The organism is Acinetobacter sp. S-1, assembly GCF_059579785.1.
The window spans coordinates 245,915-262,509 of record NZ_CM184207.1; the positions used below are offsets into that span (position 1 = coordinate 245,915).

General features: G+C 38.8%; 19 protein-coding genes, 1 tRNA gene and 2 pseudogenes. 12 read left to right on the plus strand and 10 right to left on the minus strand.

Features of this window, described 5'->3' with window-relative positions; genetic code table 11:
* The first annotated feature begins 142 nt into the window (after nucleotides 1-142).
* The 3 genes from AC52J8_RS01110 to AC52J8_RS01120 all read left to right on the plus strand — a co-directional run bounded on the left by AC52J8_RS01110 (nucleotide 143) and on the right by AC52J8_RS01120 (nucleotide 2,477).
* Nucleotides 143-886 carry a hypothetical protein gene (locus tag AC52J8_RS01110; RefSeq protein ID WP_044099776.1) on the plus strand — a complete coding sequence of 248 codons (744 nt, stop codon included), beginning with the start codon at nucleotides 143-145 and terminating at the stop codon, nucleotides 884-886.
* 357 nt (nucleotides 887-1,243) lie between these two features.
* Nucleotides 1,244-1,648, plus strand: a complete 405-nt coding sequence (locus AC52J8_RS01115) for a hypothetical protein (RefSeq protein ID WP_086399954.1) — start codon at nucleotides 1,244-1,246, stop codon at nucleotides 1,646-1,648.
* A gap of 1 nt (nucleotide 1,649) precedes the next feature.
* On the plus strand, nucleotides 1,650-2,477 hold the full coding sequence (locus tag AC52J8_RS01120) for a hypothetical protein (RefSeq protein WP_044099773.1): 828 nt from the start codon (nucleotides 1,650-1,652) through the stop codon (nucleotides 2,475-2,477).
* A 165-nt stretch (nucleotides 2,478-2,642) separates the two neighbouring features.
* Here the strand turns inward: AC52J8_RS01120 and AC52J8_RS01125 are convergent, their stop codons facing one another.
* From AC52J8_RS01125 to AC52J8_RS01135, 3 genes are all read right to left on the minus strand, one after another.
* Nucleotides 2,643-3,644: an aldo/keto reductase gene (locus AC52J8_RS01125; protein WP_086399955.1), complete on the minus strand. Its 1,002-nt coding sequence runs from the start codon at nucleotides 3,642-3,644 to the stop codon at nucleotides 2,643-2,645.
* Between the two features lie 112 nt (nucleotides 3,645-3,756).
* Nucleotides 3,757-4,659 carry a helix-turn-helix domain-containing protein gene (locus AC52J8_RS01130; RefSeq protein WP_086399956.1) on the minus strand — a complete coding sequence of 301 codons (903 nt, stop codon included), beginning with the start codon at nucleotides 4,657-4,659 and terminating at the stop codon, nucleotides 3,757-3,759.
* 123 nt (nucleotides 4,660-4,782) lie between these two features.
* Nucleotides 4,783-5,586: a GNAT family N-acetyltransferase gene (locus tag AC52J8_RS01135; protein ID WP_086399957.1), complete on the minus strand. Its 804-nt coding sequence runs from the start codon at nucleotides 5,584-5,586 to the stop codon at nucleotides 4,783-4,785.
* Between the two features lie 704 nt (nucleotides 5,587-6,290).
* Here AC52J8_RS01135 and AC52J8_RS01140 point away from each other — a divergent pair.
* From AC52J8_RS01140 to AC52J8_RS01165, 6 genes and pseudogenes are all read left to right on the plus strand, one after another.
* Complete coding sequence (locus AC52J8_RS01140) at nucleotides 6,291-6,839, plus strand: TetR/AcrR family transcriptional regulator (RefSeq protein ID WP_086399958.1); 549 nt, start codon at nucleotides 6,291-6,293, stop codon at nucleotides 6,837-6,839.
* A gap of 157 nt (nucleotides 6,840-6,996) precedes the next feature.
* A pseudogene (locus AC52J8_RS01145) lies at nucleotides 6,997-7,254 on the plus strand (VOC family protein); the annotation flags it as partial.
* 85 nt (nucleotides 7,255-7,339) lie between these two features.
* Entirely contained in the window at nucleotides 7,340-7,723 is a 384-nt protein-coding gene (tnpA, locus tag AC52J8_RS01150; protein WP_004762545.1) for an IS66-like element accessory protein TnpA, read from the plus strand.
* Nucleotides 7,720-8,055, plus strand: coding sequence for an IS66 family insertion sequence element accessory protein TnpB (tnpB, locus tag AC52J8_RS01155; protein ID WP_004691519.1), 336 nt, complete (start codon nucleotides 7,720-7,722; stop codon nucleotides 8,053-8,055). The genes tnpA and tnpB overlap by 4 nt, the downstream gene beginning before the upstream one ends.
* Nucleotides 8,056-8,124: 69 nt before the next feature.
* Nucleotides 8,125-9,729 carry an IS66 family transposase gene (gene tnpC / locus AC52J8_RS01160; RefSeq protein ID WP_130120076.1) on the plus strand — a complete coding sequence of 535 codons (1,605 nt, stop codon included), beginning with the start codon at nucleotides 8,125-8,127 and terminating at the stop codon, nucleotides 9,727-9,729.
* 31 nt (nucleotides 9,730-9,760) lie between these two features.
* Nucleotides 9,761-9,919, plus strand: a pseudogene (locus AC52J8_RS01165) (glutathione transferase); the annotation flags it as partial.
* Between the two features lie 28 nt (nucleotides 9,920-9,947).
* Here AC52J8_RS01165 and AC52J8_RS01170 read toward each other — a convergent pair.
* The 3 genes from AC52J8_RS01170 to AC52J8_RS01180 all read right to left on the minus strand — a co-directional run bounded on the left by AC52J8_RS01170 (nucleotide 9,948) and on the right by AC52J8_RS01180 (nucleotide 10,959).
* Nucleotides 9,948-10,301, minus strand: a complete 354-nt coding sequence (locus AC52J8_RS01170) for a hypothetical protein (RefSeq protein ID WP_086399960.1) — start codon at nucleotides 10,299-10,301, stop codon at nucleotides 9,948-9,950.
* Nucleotides 10,302-10,377: 76 nt separating this feature from the next.
* Nucleotides 10,378-10,596: a DUF6500 family protein gene (locus tag AC52J8_RS01175; protein WP_086399961.1), complete on the minus strand. Its 219-nt coding sequence runs from the start codon at nucleotides 10,594-10,596 to the stop codon at nucleotides 10,378-10,380.
* A 27-nt stretch (nucleotides 10,597-10,623) separates the two neighbouring features.
* The gene (locus tag AC52J8_RS01180; protein ID WP_009392553.1) at nucleotides 10,624-10,959 is read right to left on the minus strand and encodes a winged helix-turn-helix transcriptional regulator; all 336 of its coding nucleotides are present in this window, start codon (nucleotides 10,957-10,959) and stop codon (nucleotides 10,624-10,626) included.
* 116 nt (nucleotides 10,960-11,075) lie between these two features.
* Between AC52J8_RS01180 and AC52J8_RS01185 the strand changes: the two genes are divergently transcribed.
* Nucleotides 11,076-11,633 carry an NAD(P)H-dependent oxidoreductase gene (locus AC52J8_RS01185; RefSeq protein WP_086399962.1) on the plus strand — a complete coding sequence of 186 codons (558 nt, stop codon included), beginning with the start codon at nucleotides 11,076-11,078 and terminating at the stop codon, nucleotides 11,631-11,633.
* Between the two features lie 152 nt (nucleotides 11,634-11,785).
* Nucleotides 11,786-12,127: a DHCW motif cupin fold protein gene (locus AC52J8_RS01190; RefSeq protein WP_001017478.1), complete on the plus strand. Its 342-nt coding sequence runs from the start codon at nucleotides 11,786-11,788 to the stop codon at nucleotides 12,125-12,127.
* 60 nt (nucleotides 12,128-12,187) lie between these two features.
* On the opposite strand, the gene elbB is transcribed toward AC52J8_RS01190, so the two are convergent.
* The 3 genes from elbB to AC52J8_RS01205 all read right to left on the minus strand — a co-directional run bounded on the left by elbB (nucleotide 12,188) and on the right by AC52J8_RS01205 (nucleotide 13,977).
* A complete protein-coding gene (elbB, locus tag AC52J8_RS01195) occupies nucleotides 12,188-12,850 on the minus strand; it encodes an isoprenoid biosynthesis glyoxalase ElbB (RefSeq protein ID WP_044099760.1) in 663 nt (220 codons plus the stop codon).
* Between the two features lie 89 nt (nucleotides 12,851-12,939).
* Nucleotides 12,940-13,752: a helix-turn-helix transcriptional regulator gene (locus AC52J8_RS01200; RefSeq protein WP_086399963.1), complete on the minus strand. Its 813-nt coding sequence runs from the start codon at nucleotides 13,750-13,752 to the stop codon at nucleotides 12,940-12,942.
* 135 nt (nucleotides 13,753-13,887) lie between these two features.
* Nucleotides 13,888-13,977 (minus strand) — tRNA-Ser (locus AC52J8_RS01205).
* 118 nt (nucleotides 13,978-14,095) lie between these two features.
* Here AC52J8_RS01205 and AC52J8_RS01210 point away from each other — a divergent pair.
* Nucleotides 14,096-15,973 carry a potassium transporter Kup gene (locus AC52J8_RS01210; protein ID WP_032038678.1) on the plus strand — a complete coding sequence of 626 codons (1,878 nt, stop codon included), beginning with the start codon at nucleotides 14,096-14,098 and terminating at the stop codon, nucleotides 15,971-15,973.
* Nucleotides 15,974-16,028: 55 nt separating this feature from the next.
* Here the strand turns inward: AC52J8_RS01210 and AC52J8_RS01215 are convergent, their stop codons facing one another.
* On the minus strand, nucleotides 16,029-16,472 hold the full coding sequence (locus AC52J8_RS01215; RefSeq protein ID WP_060465025.1) for a hypothetical protein: 444 nt from the start codon (nucleotides 16,470-16,472) through the stop codon (nucleotides 16,029-16,031).
* Between the last annotated feature and the right edge of the window lie 123 nt (nucleotides 16,473-16,595).

The following is a 16,595-nucleotide window of genomic DNA, read 5'->3' on the forward strand; positions in this document are numbered from 1 at the left end:
ATTTTCAATGATTTATTTTGAATTGATTTAATAAATTTTTATTTAAGACTAAAGGCATTCTATAGACTTTTGTTTCAGAGAATTGTGATTTAGAGCGCCAGCTCATATTATATAATTAGTTAATTATTAAAGAATTTTAAAAATGATTAAATCAATTATTACAGGCTGCGCGGTTCTTACACTTTCAGCTTTGGCGGTCACGCATGCAGAGTTTTCTTATGAACAAGAGCTACAACAAAGCTGTAATAAAGTGAAGCAATACGCGAGTTTAGGTAAGAAATTCTACGACCAAAAACAATATAAAAAAGCGCTCGAAAATTTCCAGAATCAAGCCTCTTGGACTGCATTTTGTAAAGCCAATGCAGACGAAACCACAGTTAAATTTACCGACCGTGATATTGAAGTTGCCAACAATAATGTGGGCTTAGCCTATGCCAAATTGGGTCAGCCACTTTGGGCAAGATCGTGGTTTATGCTCGATGAAAAATCAAAGTCGAGTCAGTTTAATCTTAAGCAATTACCTACACCTAAAGCCTCAAATGATTTGTCAGGTGAATACGTCCGTTACTCTGGTTTTGGTGAGTGGGATCACATCACGGTAAGTCGTAAACAGGGCCAATATGCAATCAGCTATGCTGGTTTATATATGGGACTTAGAAGCTTGATCTATGGCCCAAATATGGGTGAGTTTGACACCAAAATGCCGACTAATAAAAAGCAAACGGTTTATAAAAATGAAGACTGCCGCATTCAGCTCGATTTTAAATCTAACGCAAAATTAGGCAATTATATTCAGGTCAAACAAAATGAGGGTAACGCGGGTTGTGGCTTTGGGCATAACGTATATGCTGATGGAACTTTTTTAAAAGTTGAGTCTGGAAAATAAGAGAATAATGATTTTTATGGATTATTTTATTTAAATGTAAATAAACTGAGATATATACAATGGCATATGTCTCAGTCATTCGTAACTAATAATTGTTTTATAGATGATATTGTGCCTTTAAAGGATAATAAAGTAACATGGTTTGAAGTGTATTTAATAAAACTTTAAAGTAAATAGGTATTAATTATGAAAACTATAGAAAAAATTTTAATTGTTATTATTGTTTTAATAATTCTGATTTTCTTCTTGCTGCAATGGTTTATGCATGGTTTTAACTTGTAATTGTTTATATGAAAATATAATATTAAAAAACTTTAAAATATTGAAAATATAATTATAGAAATTTTAGGATTAAGTATGAAAAAATTATTTTTAGGTTTAACTCTAGCTATAACTACTCAAGTAATCCAAGCAGCACCGATGGGAAAACTTCCTATTATGGCAAGTAGAGGAAATTGCTTTGCAGTAACTCCTGTAGGTTTTGGCGAGCATAATGAATCTATAAGTTATTATGTAAATGATTCCCACGATTTATGGGTGAGATCATTTCAAAGGTCAAAAGGGGGAGCTGTAAGATCAATCGATTCTGCCTACGCTTATGAATGGACTTGGCGAGCATACGCTGGATATGTTGATTCAAAAATCTATACGTCATGGACTGTTAATGGACATCATGCCATAAGATTTTCTCTTATGGATATACGAACATCTACGACAAGTGCAACAACATGCAATTTAGGTCAAGGTTGGCCTTGGAGTTAAGATGTTAAAAAATATAATTATAATTTTTGGTCTAATTTTATTAGTTAGTTTGATTTTTTATTTTTATAGTAGTAATTCAAACATAGAAACTACCAAATCGGTACCTACAGAAAAAAACATAGTTTTTCATAGTAATAAACCGAATAATACTAAGGTTAATGACCTAACGCAGCAAAAAATGAACACTGCAAAAAATACAGCTTCTCAAGAAGAGTATTTTATGTCTGAAGTTAAATTTAACTCGATTATGGAAAAGGGTGCTAAAAATAATGGTGTTGTATACGTATCAATTTCTGAGCTTGATCCGATAAGTAGAAGAGATGCTGAGAGGGTTTTGAGAAATTTAAATGAAAAAGGTAGTTTAACTGGGGGAATAAAACAGCAAGAGTTTGAAGAGCTAGATAAGGCTAGAGAAACGTTAAAAGAAGAAGGAATTAAAAATATAGAGTCTAAATTAGATGGTTTTAAAGGAGTTAACGATAGTATTTTAAATGCTTATAATTTGAAACTTACAGGAGCACAAGCATTTGGTCGTTATGATAGTGATAATGGTTGGAATAGTGTTTATAAACTATATGAAAATAATAATCAAAAAGTTGAAATTGAACAATCATTTCTAAAACCTAATGAATCAAGTCATCAATTTATTACTGAGTCGATGAATTTTGAGTTAAATAATAATACTCCTGCAAGATATGAAAGATTACCTTCTGACTTAATAGATAAAGTAACATTTGTATATAACAGTAATTATTATCAAATTAATGGACAAAACTTGCAGCCAGATCAATTGATTCATATTGCAAATAAAATTATTGATTCGCAATAGGAATGATTGAAGACTTAAAAATCCATTGCTCGATCAAGCTAATGGTGAGCAATGGATTTTCTTTTATATCGGAATATAATTTTTACTTTCAATAAGTTAAAATTTTTTAAAAAGCTCGGAGTCTATTTCTCCAAGCTTATCCTAAATATTAAAGATCTTACCTAATTAATGATTGACCGCAGCAAGTTGCTCAGCGTTATAGCGTGCGCCCATGTTTGGGTATCTCGTAATAATTGCGTCGATTTCTGCCAAATCTGCCGCTGTTAAATCAAGGTCTACAGCACCCGCATTTTCTACAAGTCGCTCGATTTTACGCGTGCCCGGAATTGGAATAATGTCTTCACCTTGCGCCAAAATCCAAGCCAAAGCCAGTTGAGCCGCAGTCGCGTTTTTGCTTTGGGCAAAGTCGCTAAATGCTTGCGCCAAGCTTTGGTTATTTTTCCAGTTATCGCCCTGATAACGCGGTAATTGGCGACGGAAATCGTTTTCTTCTAGGTTGCCCACATCGAGCGTGTTGGTAATTAAACCACGTGATAGCGGTGAATATGGCACAAGGCTAATGCCTAACTCGCGAATGGTTTGCAAATGGGTTTGCTCAAACTCACGTGTGAGTAGCGAATATTCATGTTGAACCGCTGCAATCGGGTGAATCGCATGTGCTTTACGAATGGTTTCAGCCGAAGCTTCACTGAGTCCTAAATAGCGAACTTTACCTTGTTGGACCAAGTCAGCCATTGCGCCAATGGTGTCTTCAACTGGAATATTCGGGTCAATGCGGTGTGCATAATACAAATCAATCACGTCTGTATTTAAGCGTTTTAAACTGTTTTCGACCGCAACTTTAATCCACTCTGGAGAACCGTCGATATAAGACTCTAAAGAGTTTTGTGGGTTGAGGTTATCTTCTTTATAGCGAAAGCCAAATTTGGTTGCCAAGAACACTTTGTCGCGATGTTTTTCTAAAACTTTTGAGAGCAAAACTTCGTTTGCGCCGTTGCCGTACATGTCGGCTGTGTCCCAAAAGTTAATGCCGAGGTCTAAGGCTTTTTCTAGGGTTGCAATGCTTTGTGTGTCGTCTGAGGCACCATAGGCAAAGCTCATTCCCATGCAACCTAAACCAAGTGCTGATACTTTTTCGCCTGTTTGTCCTAAAGTTCTATATTTCATTTTTCACACTCTTTTTTGCAAAATCACTTGAGTAGAAAAACTATAAAATGCTTTGGCTCAAACTGACGTATAACATTCAAACCAATAATTATAAAATTCAAACAATCTGTTTTTAGGCCACACAGTCTTCACGGAACTTTTTAGGTGAAAATCCGGTATTTTTCTTAAAGAAGTTGGTGAAATACGCTGAATATTCAAAGCCTAAGCTATAGGCAATTTCGGAAATATTCCAACTGGTGTGTTGTAGCAGCGCTTTGGCTTCTTGCGTAATGCGCGAGCTAATATGCTCAGATGTGGTTTTGCCTGTTGCTTCTTTTACAGCTCGGTTTAAATGGTTTACATGCACCGACAGGCCATAGGCATAGTCATTTGCCGTTTTGAGTTTAAGCTGAAAATGGGGGGAGTCGATTGGGAACTGGCGCTCTAATAATTCAAAGAACAAATGGCAAATCCGAACCGCAGCATTACTATGTTTTTCAAACTGTTGGGTCGGTTGCATTTTCATGGCTTCATGCACAATCAGGTGCAAATAGTTTCTTAAAACGTTGTATTTATGAATATAGTCTGAATTTATTTCAGTCATCATCTTTTTGAAAACAAATGAAATTTCGTCAACTTGTTGGTCGTTTAAAAAATATAGCGGGTCGCCGTCGACTTTAAACAATGGAGAGTCTTTTAAAAAGCTTTGTCGAGACTCTTGGTTTACAAACTCTTCGGTAAATAGACAAAACCAGCCTGCCTGTTCGGGCGAATTAATTTCCCATGCATAGGGAACCATCGGGTTTGAAAACAGTAAAGCAGGGCGGTCTACCCGTATCCAGCGGTTGGCGTAGTGAAGGTCGCCTGTGCCTAAAACCAATGAAATTTTATAATAATCGCGGCGGCTATAAGGCGTGAGAAACGAGCAGGCATCGCGTTGGAACACGTTAAAATGTCCAAACGAAGTCGATGGAACCGAGTAATCGCTATCTCTGGTTAAAGAAAAGCGGCGATAAAAATCATGTATGGTTTCCATGTTTCTGCCTGCATGCGTTATCAATTTATTTAAAGTTATAAAATTCAAACTTTATTTACTGTAGCTTTTATTTATAGTGCGATCAATCGATTCATTTAAGCAGGTTTGAAAATGAATGATTTTTTATAAATACTCTGGATAACCAATGTAAGAAGACTCTATGCATTCGAAGCCCATTTGGCGGTAAAGCGTAACCGCTGGGGTGTTATCAACGTCGACAATTAAGTGAGCAATCCGTCCAGTTGCAACAATCCGATTAACTGCAAATTTTAAGACGCGTTCGGCAAAACCTTTTCGACGATAAGCAGGAAAGGTATATGTGCCACCAATAGAAACGAGTCGATCGGTTTCTATTCCCAAACGCACAATCGAAACGATTTGTTCGTCTGCTTCAAGCACAATAATTTTTTGTTGTTGAATCAGAGATTCCCAATTAGGTGCTTCATTCACTGAGCGCTCTTTATTGTATTGATGTTGATATTCGTTAAGACGGAAAATGTCCGAGAGTTCAGCCAAGCGGCCTTGAGCTTGAGAAAATTGGAGTGAGCAAACCATGATCCATTGATCATATTCTCTTAAAATATGCCCTTTTTGTTTGATCTGGGCATTTAATAAGTCTCGCCCGATTGCGGTGGTTACAATCCGACGCGGTTGAAGCTCTAAAATTGAAGTGCAGAGCAATGCTCCAGATGAAGATTTCTCTGCTGGAACCCAGAAACAGGTGCCCCCAGCAAGGATGACCGCGACTCCTAAAAGTTGCTTGGAGTTCTGTGGGTGGTACAACCGTAAGAGTTGCCACTCGGTATTGGTAACTTGTGTTTGATTAAGAAAAGCCATTGCCCCAATAGAATAATGGAATCGTTCATCAAGCCATTGAAAGATAAGTTGGTATTCTTCTGAACTGGTGGGAGGTCCCTTTATTATCATTATTCATTACCTATTCAAAAGATGGACTCAATCATAATTCACTATCCTACATTTTTATTATTATCATGATATCGTTAAATTTAAATTGAATGACTGTTTAGCTTAAATATCTAATTGAATAAACAACAATAATTATTTAACCAATTTCTATTCAACCTTACATTGACACTCAAAAATGCGCGGATTATCCTTTGCCTGCTGGCCTACATTGCCAGCCGGTTTTAGCAGACCGCGGTACAGTGCATCAGATTTAATCCTTCTGAGGATGGAATCTGCTTGTATTCCACTCGTCTCCCTGACGTTACGTTATGGTAGGGCGGAGGGGGGACACCTTCGGGTGTGCTGGTTCTGTACCCAGTCTGCTAACCCCCTTTCGTTCTGCCACCATCTTTTAGCAGAGATAGGCAGAATCCTTATTTGTACAGGAATCCGTCATATGCGTACTATTTCATCTCTCTCATTGGCAACCTTTGCCAAAATCTTTACGTCTATATCGCACTGGTCTTTAAAAAGGTTTAACCGACTCTAGGTTTTAAGCCATAGGTCATTACGACTAAAAAATCATAGCAACAATAAAACCCGAGATAGGCGAGCACACCATTTTTGTGTCGTTTTCGCATGCCTGTTTTTAGCGCTCAATTTAAGAGTGACGGCATTTCTATCTCTTTTACATACAACAAAAAATTATTTTAAACGGTATAAAAATGCCAAATTTAGAAGCTTCATTTAGAGCATTAAGCGTGCTCCACGCGGCAAAAGATTTATTTAATCAAAATGGGTTTTACATCGGGATAGATCAAATTATTGAGGAAGCCAAAATCCCCAAAGCCACTTTTTATAACTATTTTCACTCCAAAGAAAGGCTCATTCAGATGAGCTTAACTTTTCAAATAGATGCATTAAAACATGAGGTGTTTTCAATTATTCATTCCTACCGTGAACTCATGGCATTCGATAAACTCAAGAAAATTTACCTTTTACATGCGAACTTAGAGGGCTTTTATCGGTTGCCATTTAAAGCAATTTTTGAAATTGAAAAGATCTATCCAGCAGCATATAAGCTCGTCATTGACTATCGAAACTGGTTCATTAAAGAAATTCATAAACTCCTTTTAACTGTAAAACCTGCCGCTACAGTTGAAGATGCGCACATGTTTTTATTTGTGATTGATGGCGCGATGGTTCAGCTTTTGGGGACCAATAACACCGATGAAAGGGATGTGTTGCTCGACTATTTTTTAAGTCGGGTTTGATGGGGGAAAAGGCCTGACGAGAGTTGGGCTTTTATACTAAAAATTATATTCTTACTAAGAATTTTATAGTTCTCTTTCTTTGATCAGAATTATACTCTTCTATAGATTATGTAGCCTCTAATGCAAATAAAATCCATTTAAAAAGAGAATAATGTCTATGAAATTAAATGGATTGAATCATTTAACTATTTCAGTAGCAAATGTTGAACGTAGTTTTAGTTTTTATAAGGATGTTCTAGGTTTTACTCCCAAAGCCAAGTGGAATAAAGGCGCTTATTTGAGCCTTGGAGAGTTATGGCTTTGTCTATCACTTGATGAGGTTAGTATCGGTTCAGACTATACACATTACTGTTTTAGTATTAGTGAAGATCATATAGATGAATTCCGTCAAAAAATTAAACTGATGAATATACGGTAAGCGTCCGCTGAACACACCTTATGAATTCATCCTATAAGCCTTAATTTAGTCCCCACTTAAAAACAAGTGGGGACTAAAATTTATGACTACAAATCACCAGACATCCATCGCATCTCTTGCGAAAAAACGAAGAACATACAGTGCTGAATTTAAACAGCAGATCGTTCAGGCTTGTAAAGCACCGGACGTTTCAATTGCTTCGGTCGCTTTGCAACATGGATTGAATACAAATCTTGTATCCAAATGGATTCGCTTAATTGATGGTAAGCCAGGGAATGATCGCTCACCACTACCGAATAAACCTGCATTTATTGCCTTATCTTGCTCTGCACCATTAGATCCTACTCCTACTGACATGTTAACGGTTCAAATTACTTTACCCCACTCAAAAGCAGAAATTGGCTTGAAATGGCAAGTATCAGAAATATCTGCTTTAGCAGAATTACTCAAGGCACTTGCAACATGATCCGCATTGATGAAATCTGGCTTTCTACCCAACCTCTGGATATGCGAGCAGGGATGGATACTATCATGGCTCAGGTGGTGAGAGCCTTTGGCTACATTAAACCGCATTGTGCTTACCTGTTCTGTAATAAACGTGGCCATCGCATGAAAGTGCTGGTACATGATGGACTGGGCATCTGGCTGTGTGCCCGGCGGCTGGAACAGGGAAAATTCCACTGGGCGCAGGTTCACCAGGGTGAAAGCATGGCGATCAGTCCGGAACAGTTACAGGCACTGATCCAGGGTTTACCTTGGCAGCGCATTGGACGACAGCAGGTGGTGACGATGCTCTAAACTGGTCCATTCTGCTATTCTCCAAACGTTCTATTTCCTCTGCGTCATGACCTCAGGCATACTGCGGTCATGAATACGCTGCCAGACTTAAGCCAACTGACCCATGAACAACTGCTGGAATTTACCAGACAGTTGGCAATGCAGCATCAGTCTCTGGCACAATCAAATCAAGAATTAGAAAAATCAAACCAGCAATTGGATGCCAAAGTTCAACATCTTTCCATTCTCACGCAAAAATACGAGCATGAGCTCGCACTATTTAAACAGCACAAATTTGGCAGTAAAAACGAACATCTCACCGCAAAACAAATCCATCTGTGGGACGAAGCGGTTGAAGAGGATATCGCAGCAGTTGATTTGGAACTGGAGCGGCTGAATGCAGATAAAACCGATGCAGCGACAGAGAAAGCCACAGTCAACAAACCTAAACGTCGACTGCTGCCGGATCATTTACACACCATCCGTATTGAGCATGAACCTGCATCAACCCAATGCAGTTGTGGCTGCCAGTTACGTCGTATCGGCGAAGATATCAGTGAAAAACTGCATTTCAGACCGGCACAGTTCTATAAGGAACAGCATGTGCGTGGCAAATGGGTCTGTGATCAGTGTGACACCCTGACTCAGCAAGCGATGCCCGCCTATGTGATTGATAAAGGCATTGCTTCACCTGAACTGCTCAGCCATGTGCTGGTATCGAAGTATGCCGATCATTTGCCGCTGTACCGTCAGCGCCTGATCTATCAGCGGGCGGGCATTGATCTGTCCAGATCTACTTTATCTGACTGGATTGGTCGCTGCGGTGTGGAACTGGAACCTCTGGCCAATGCCTTAAAACAGGTGGTGCTGCAACAGCGGGTGATCCATGCCGATGAAACGCCGGTCACCATCATGCGGATGGGTGATGATGAGAAAAAACCGAAGAAAGGTTATGTCTGGGCCTATGCCACTACACAGTACAATCCAGTTCAAGCGGTGATCTATGACTTTCAGGATAGCCGTTCAGGTCAGCATGCAGAAGAGTTCCTGAATGGCTGGCAGGGCCATCTGGTCTGTGATGATTACAGTGGTTATAAAGCACGCTTTAAATCAGGCGATGTCATTGAGGTGGGCTGCATGGCGCATGCACGTCGTAAATTCCATGAGCTACATGTGACTGGGAAAAGTCAGATCGCTGAACAGGCATTACTGATGATTCAGAAACTGTATGCGATAGAAGCCGAACTCAGGAAAAAGACCGATAGTACAGCAGAACACCGCCGCGAATACCGACAACAGCACAGCCAACCGGTGATGCAACAACTGTATGAATGGCTCAACCAACATTATCTGACGGTGCCATCGAGTTCTCCAACCGCCAAGGCCATCAATTACAGTCTGAAGCGTTGGCCAGCCTTAAGCCGCTATCTGGATGATGGCAATCTACCCATTGACAATAACTGGGCAGAGAACTCAATGCGCCCCTGGGCCTTGGGACGAAAGAACTGGCTATTTGCAGGTTCGCTGCGCAGTGGCCAACGAGCAGCCAATATCATGACTTTAATCCAGTCAGCAAAGCTGAATGGGCTGGATCCGTATGCCTATTTAAGTGATGTGCTGAAAAGGCTGCCGACGCATAAAGCGACCCAAATAGAAGAATTACTGCCACATCGCTGGAAATCCAACTCAAATTAAAAAATAGGCATGGGGTTCAGCGGACGCTTACAATATACGTGAGTGGAAAAATAATCAAAGTGAAGGAGAATCTATATATTTTTTAGATCCTGATGGTCATAAATTAGAGGCACATGTAGGTAATCTATCTAGTCGTTTGGAGAGCTGTAAAAAAAATCCTTATGAAGGAATGGTTTTTTTTGATGAATAGTTATTAAAGTACTTTGAGTCACTAAAGTTTATAATTTCATTCGATAGTTTTGAGCTAAATCATGAGCTAAATTTAGAATATATTTTTCGGGATTTTTTTTAATAATTTCATCAAAAAAATTAGAGCTATTTTTTAGAATGTCAGGTATTTGTGCTGTGTCTGACTGACGTTGTAGAGCTAATAAAATGGTGAGCAATTCATATGTATAGTCTGGTTGGGCCTCATCTTTAAGAAGCTCTATAACATGTGAAGAAAATTCAAAAGCTTCTGCTGCTAATAGCGAATAAACATTTTCATCAATGAAGTTAGACAAGTACCATTCATCTAAATCTTCTTCTGAGGCTAATTTTTCAAGCAAACTAGATAAAGTATTTATAAACATTTTTATCCTTTCTCACTTTATTTCTAGTATAGGAATTAAAGACTATACTATTCTCGATAGTCTTTTCCTCTAACTTTTATTGTTCACTCAAAACCAATTGTTTAATCTTCACAGCTTTCTCAAAGTGATCTAGCTTATGCAACATAATCCACCAATGAGCTGCTTCCATCAGTAACTCAGGGTTATCATTCTTATTTCTAAAAAACGCGTAAAAAGACAGACCGACATTGTCTCCCTTTTTTTCAATTTTATCGTCGCATCCCTTAATAAAAATTTCTCTTAATTCATTTCTCATATTTAGTATCACTTCAAGTCTATAAAACTAAGACGGCTTATTCTGCTCGCCCCATTGGCACATCATATCTAACAAAGGAATCAAAGACTGTCCTCTTTCTGAAAGACGGTACTCAACTTTTGGCGGAATTTGAGGATATTCTTTACGATGAATTAGTCCATCTCTTTCTAATTCTTTGAGTGTATTGCTAAGTGTTCTAAACGAAATATTGCCAATGCAGCGTTGTAGCTCGTTAAAACGCATGACGGTTTTTCCATAAAGCCAATACATAATAATCATCTTATATTTGCCATTAATCAAAGAAAGGGTGTAGCCAAAACCCGTATCTTCTAATGGCGTATAAGTTGGAATGCAGTCGTCCATTTTTAAAATCTACACTATCTTTTAGTATAGTATATAACATAAATTACCGTACTTATATTTAGGAAAGCACACTTCTATAATCGATTTATCTACTTTTCGATAAGAGTGTTTTCATAATGAAAAAGACATTAGTCATTGTTACGCATCCTCACATAGACCAGTCTGTTGTAAATAAAAGATGGATTGAGGAACTACAAAAACATCCCGATCAATTTACGATTCACCAAATTTATGAAGCCTACCCAGACGGGGTGATTGATGTTGCGAAAGAGCAAGCGCTTGTAGAAGAACACAAAAATTTAGTATTTCAATTTCCAGTGTATTGGTTTAACTGCCCACCGCTATTAAAACAATGGCTAGATGAAGTTTTGGCGTACGGATGGGCTTACGGCTCAACAGGCGACAAGCTCAAAAATAAAAAGTTTATGTTGGCTTTATCTGCTGGTGGGCAAGAACAGGTTTATTCAGAAAGCGGAGAGTATCAAATTTCTTTAGAGAAGATTTTTACCCCATTTGAACTAACAGCTTTATATGTTGGGGCAGTCTATCAACCGCTTCATGCATTTTATGGTTTAGACACAAACCCTTCAGAAGACGATGATGTTCCGACGCACCAAGACATAGACAATAATGCAATTCAGTATGTTCAGAAGTTGTTAGCGTTGTCTGAGTAAGTTTAAAGATGGGACAGGCCTAAACGTGAAGTTTGGGTCTTTTCAAAGTGTAAAATAGTTTTGTTATCTTTCTGATTTTTGAATAAATAGTTTGCAAAAACCAATTTTGTCTATAAGTTGAAAAATACAATAATATGTCTTTGGAAAAAATTATGAATATCGCGCCTTTTCCATTTCAAATTACAAACTGGGAAGAAATTGAAGTCACTGAATATAGTGGTGAAACTGGAAAAGCCTATTGGAAAACTCAATTTTTTGGTGAAGAAGGAAATAAAATAAGAGTAAGACTTGTCGAGTACTCAGCAAATTACTTAGCAGACCATTGGTGTGAAAAAGGGCATATTCTATTTTGCCTAGAAGGTGAGTTAGAAAGTAGATTGAAAGACGGCCGAACATTTACTTTAACTTCAGGAATGAGTTATCAAGTCGGAGATAATTCAGAACCACATCAGTCTTTTAGCCTGAATGGGGCGAAGTTACTTATCGTTGATTAGATTTATACAAAGAATGTAATTAAATAAAGGGATAGCAATCTCTATCCCTAATCACATATCTTAATTTGCCAAAATTGTCATGGCAGTAACTAAACTTGTAATTCCTAGAAAGACATCCTTTAAGCCAGCTTGATCATCCATATAGGCAGGCGTAGTAACAAATAAGTTTTGTTTATCGACCACACAGCTTGAGGTTTGACAAACATGGTGAATTGAACCCGTTTTTTCAATTTCCTTAGCAGTGTTAACGTCAGACCCTAACGTAATAGTTGGGTGTAACTCTCCAAACGTAAGCGCTAAAAGAGCAGGCGAAATACAGATGGCTCCAATAGGTTTCTTGCTCTGATGAAACGCTTTTAAAATTGAAACCACTGTACCATGTACTCGTGCCTCTGCGCCTTTAAAGGCAAACGTTGATAAATTTTTTGCGACACCAAAACCACCTGGCAAAATAAGACCATCAAATTCATTTGCATCCAGCTTATGCAGTAGTGAAATTTCACCACGGGCAATTCTTGCTGCTTCTTGTAAAATATTTCTTCGCTCAGTCATGTTTATTTCGCCACTCACATGGTCGATGACATGAAACAAAGGTTCATCAGGTGCAAAAATTTGATATTCAATATGTACTGTATCTAAAGCTAGTAGGGTTAAAACAGACTCTCTAATTTCAGAACCATCTAAATAACCACAACCCGATAAAATGACTGCTACTTTTTTCATTTGCTTTCTTAAAACCTTTTTTAAATGTGTAAAAGATCTTAAGTTTTCTTCTAAAAATTTTTTATACGCAGATTTGCCATAAATTCGCCCTAAGTAAGCATTCTAGTTTTGCGTAGCTCGCGTGGAGTAATACCAAATAAATTTTTAAACTTTTCAGTAAATCGAGATTGAGATTGATAGCCACATTCAAAAGCAATATTCCCAATGCTGCTATTGGTGGTTTGAAGTAAATGTAATCCGTGTCCCAGTCTTACTCTATTACGAATGCCCTGAATGCTGTTTCCTTCACTTTTAAGTTTTCTTCGTAGCGTCGATGAACTCATAAAAAGTTGAGCCGCGATAAATTCAGCGGTGAGTTCTGTAGACAAATGATCAGAAATAAAGGCCTGAACTTTTTCACTCAAACTTGTATTCATGTTGAGTTTAGCAATGTTGGTATAGCCCGAATAATAAATAAGCTCTAAAAGCTCCCTTTTTCTAAACTTAAACGCAGAAGGAGGAGCAACTAAAGAGAAGTCTATAAACTGATGCAGGGCACTTTCTAAAAGAGAATTAAGTTGGCCTTGAACATAGTTTTGAGAAGTACCCGCGTTTTGAGGCAAGTCATTAAAATCTTCAAAATCAAACTCGATAAGAAGAGCGAAATATTCTTCTTGATCTGGAATATTACGCATATCAATGCTGGAGCTGTTGGCTAAAAAAATAAAAGAACCAGCATCACACTTAATATTTTCAGTTTTTCCAAGTTCTTTGTAACCACTTAACACAATAATCAGTAAGGGTTTAGAAATGGGAACGTTTGTGATTTTTTGCTCTTGGTACGCTGAATAGACCGCAAAAGGCAGGTTTAAGTTGCTATGCTCGAGCAGGCTTTTTTTAGCTAAAGAAATAAGATTCTGCATTGAATTTAAATGCTTAATAAAATTTAGATGTTGTGATGGATGTAAAATTATCAATATTTTTTTGGCTATTTCTAATGTTTGAGCCAATAAAAAAGCTTAAACCGATTAAGTTTAAGCTTCTTTAAATTCGAATTCTGGCGGTGAGAGAGGGATTCGAACCCTCGATACGCGCAAACGTATACACACTTTCCAGGCGTGCTCCTTAAGCCACTCGGACACCTCACCAAGGCGTGCGATAGTAACTAAAAAAACGAGTCCTGCCAAGATTTAAGACGAGCATTACAGAAAAAAAATAATAGAGGTGATAAGATTGCGCTAAAAATCATATTGGTTTAATTACACAATGCAAAATACGGCCAAAAAAGCGACCTTGCCTGCCACGGCTTTGGCAGCTCTTGGAGTGGTCTTTGGAGACATCGGAACAAGTCCGCTCTATGCCTTGAAAGAGTCCTTCCATGCAGCGCATGGGTTAGGAATTCAGCCTGAAAACGTATTAGGAATTTTATCTATTATTTTTTGGTGCTTAATGCTGATCATCAGCATCAAGTATGTCGCCATTGTCATGCGTGCAGACAACAACGGCGAAGGCGGGATCATGGCCTTACTCGCATTGAACTTACGTAAAGCCAAAATTGCCGACAACAAAAAAATCTACATGATTGCCATTGGTTTTATCGGTGCATCGCTGTTTTTTGGTGACGGTATTATTACCCCAGCCATTTCGGTATTGTCAGCTGTTGAAGGCTTGTCTATTGCCACCGATGTGTTTGACCCGTTCATCATGCCAATTGCGATTACCATTATCATCTCTTTGTTTTTGGTACAAAAACATGGCACGGCCTTTGTCGGTAAGTTTTTTGGCCCAATCACGATGGTATGGTTCTTATCTTTAGGATTATTAGGTCTTCACAGCGTCATTCAGACGCCTATTGTGTTAGGCATGTTCAGTCCACATTGGGCCATTCAGTTTATCTATCACCATCCAATCATGACATTCTTTGTGATGGGTGCTGTAGTGTTAACAGTGACTGGTGGTGAAGCACTTTATGCTGATATGGGGCATTTTGGACCAGTGCCGATTCGTTTAGCTTGGTTCTTTGTCGTGTTGCCATGTTTGGTTTTAAACTACGCAGGACAGGGCGCATTATTACTCAGAGATCCAGCGGCAATTGAAAATCCGTTCTATTTATTGGTTCCGCAATGGGCACTTTACCCAATGATTATTATGGCAACCATGGCAACGGTAATTGCCTCTCAAGCTGTAATTTCTGGGGTGTTTTCTCTTGCACGCCAAGCGATTCAATTGGGTTATTTACCACGTTTAAGTATTAAACATACATCTGAGTCTGAAGAAGGCCAGATTTATATCCCTTTCTTAAACTGGTTACTTTTAATCGCAATTATTATCCTAATCTTGATCTTCAAAAGCAGTTCGAACCTTGCAAGTGCGTATGGCTTAGCTGTGACCTTAACGATGCTCTGTGACACGATTTTGGTTGCCGTATTTATCTACTCGGCTTGGAAGTGGAGCCTGCCAAAAGTGTTGCTCCTGATTATTCCATTCTTTGTTTTAGAGTCGGTATTGGTCGGTGCCACTTCACTTAAAATCTTGTCGGGTGGTTGGGTGCCATTACTCATTGGTGCGATTGCCGTGACCATCTTAATGACATGGAAACGTGGTCGTGAGCTTACATTTGCTAAGCTTGAACATGACACTTTGGCTCTAGATTTGTTTGTGAAAAGTATTGGTAATAGTGTGCACTGGGTGCCGGGTGATGCTGTCTTTATGACAGGTACACCGAACGTTGTGCCACATGCCATGCTGCATAACATCAAGCACAACAAGGTACTGCATCAGCGTAATATCTTGGTCACTGTAGTGATTGAAGATGTACCATTCGTTGCGCCAGAAGAGCGTATTACGACAGAAACTTTAGCTGAACATTTCTTCCGTATTAAAATCTTCTACGGTTTTAAAGATGAAATGAATGTACCAAAAGCATTGATGCAAGCCTATGAACAGCTCGGTCTTGAATATGACTTGATGCACATCAGCTTCTTCATTTCCCGTGATCGTATTGTTCATTCGGTGGGCGATGGTATGTCTCCATGGAGAGAAAAACTGTTTATCTCTATGCAGCGTAATACCAGTCCGGTGAGTGACTTCTACCAGATTCCAACCAACCGTGTGGTTGAGTTAGGTAGTCAAATCGAAATATAAAAATTGATGTAATAAAAAAACCAAGACATAAGTCTTGGTTTTTTTATGGCTCTGATTATTGAGCTTGTTGCATAGGTGCATCTGCTGGTAAAGCACCATCTTTTGCCATCGGGTCTGCCGACTGACTTGGATCTGCCGGAGGCGGTGGAGTGTTCGGATCTTGTGGCGCTGGAGGCGCTTGGTTCGGTGCAGGTGGTACTGCATCAGTTGGTGCTGCTGGTGGCGCAATTTCACCGCCTGCTGGAGGCGCTGGTGGAACGTCCGCAGGAATAGGAGCACCTGTAGGCGCTGCATTTGTTGGTGCAGCAGAAACTTGCTGTACTTGTCCGCTATTGACTAAATCGCTAATAGAGCCTGGTTGGCCATTTACGGTTGTGGTTACTTTTACTTTAGACAAACTTTCTAAAGTATCTCCTGGCTGGACTGCTGGCTCAGCCAAAGCGGCCATACTACATAATCCCGTGATTACGCCAATACCAATAATCTTTGAATGGATCATTAAGTGGACTCCGATTATATTTTTATCCAAATTTGTGGAGCTAACCATGTCATAAGCAATCAGTGTTTTTCAACGAAAGATACGCAATTGGCGCAATTCAATAGCCAAAGGCTCTCATAATTC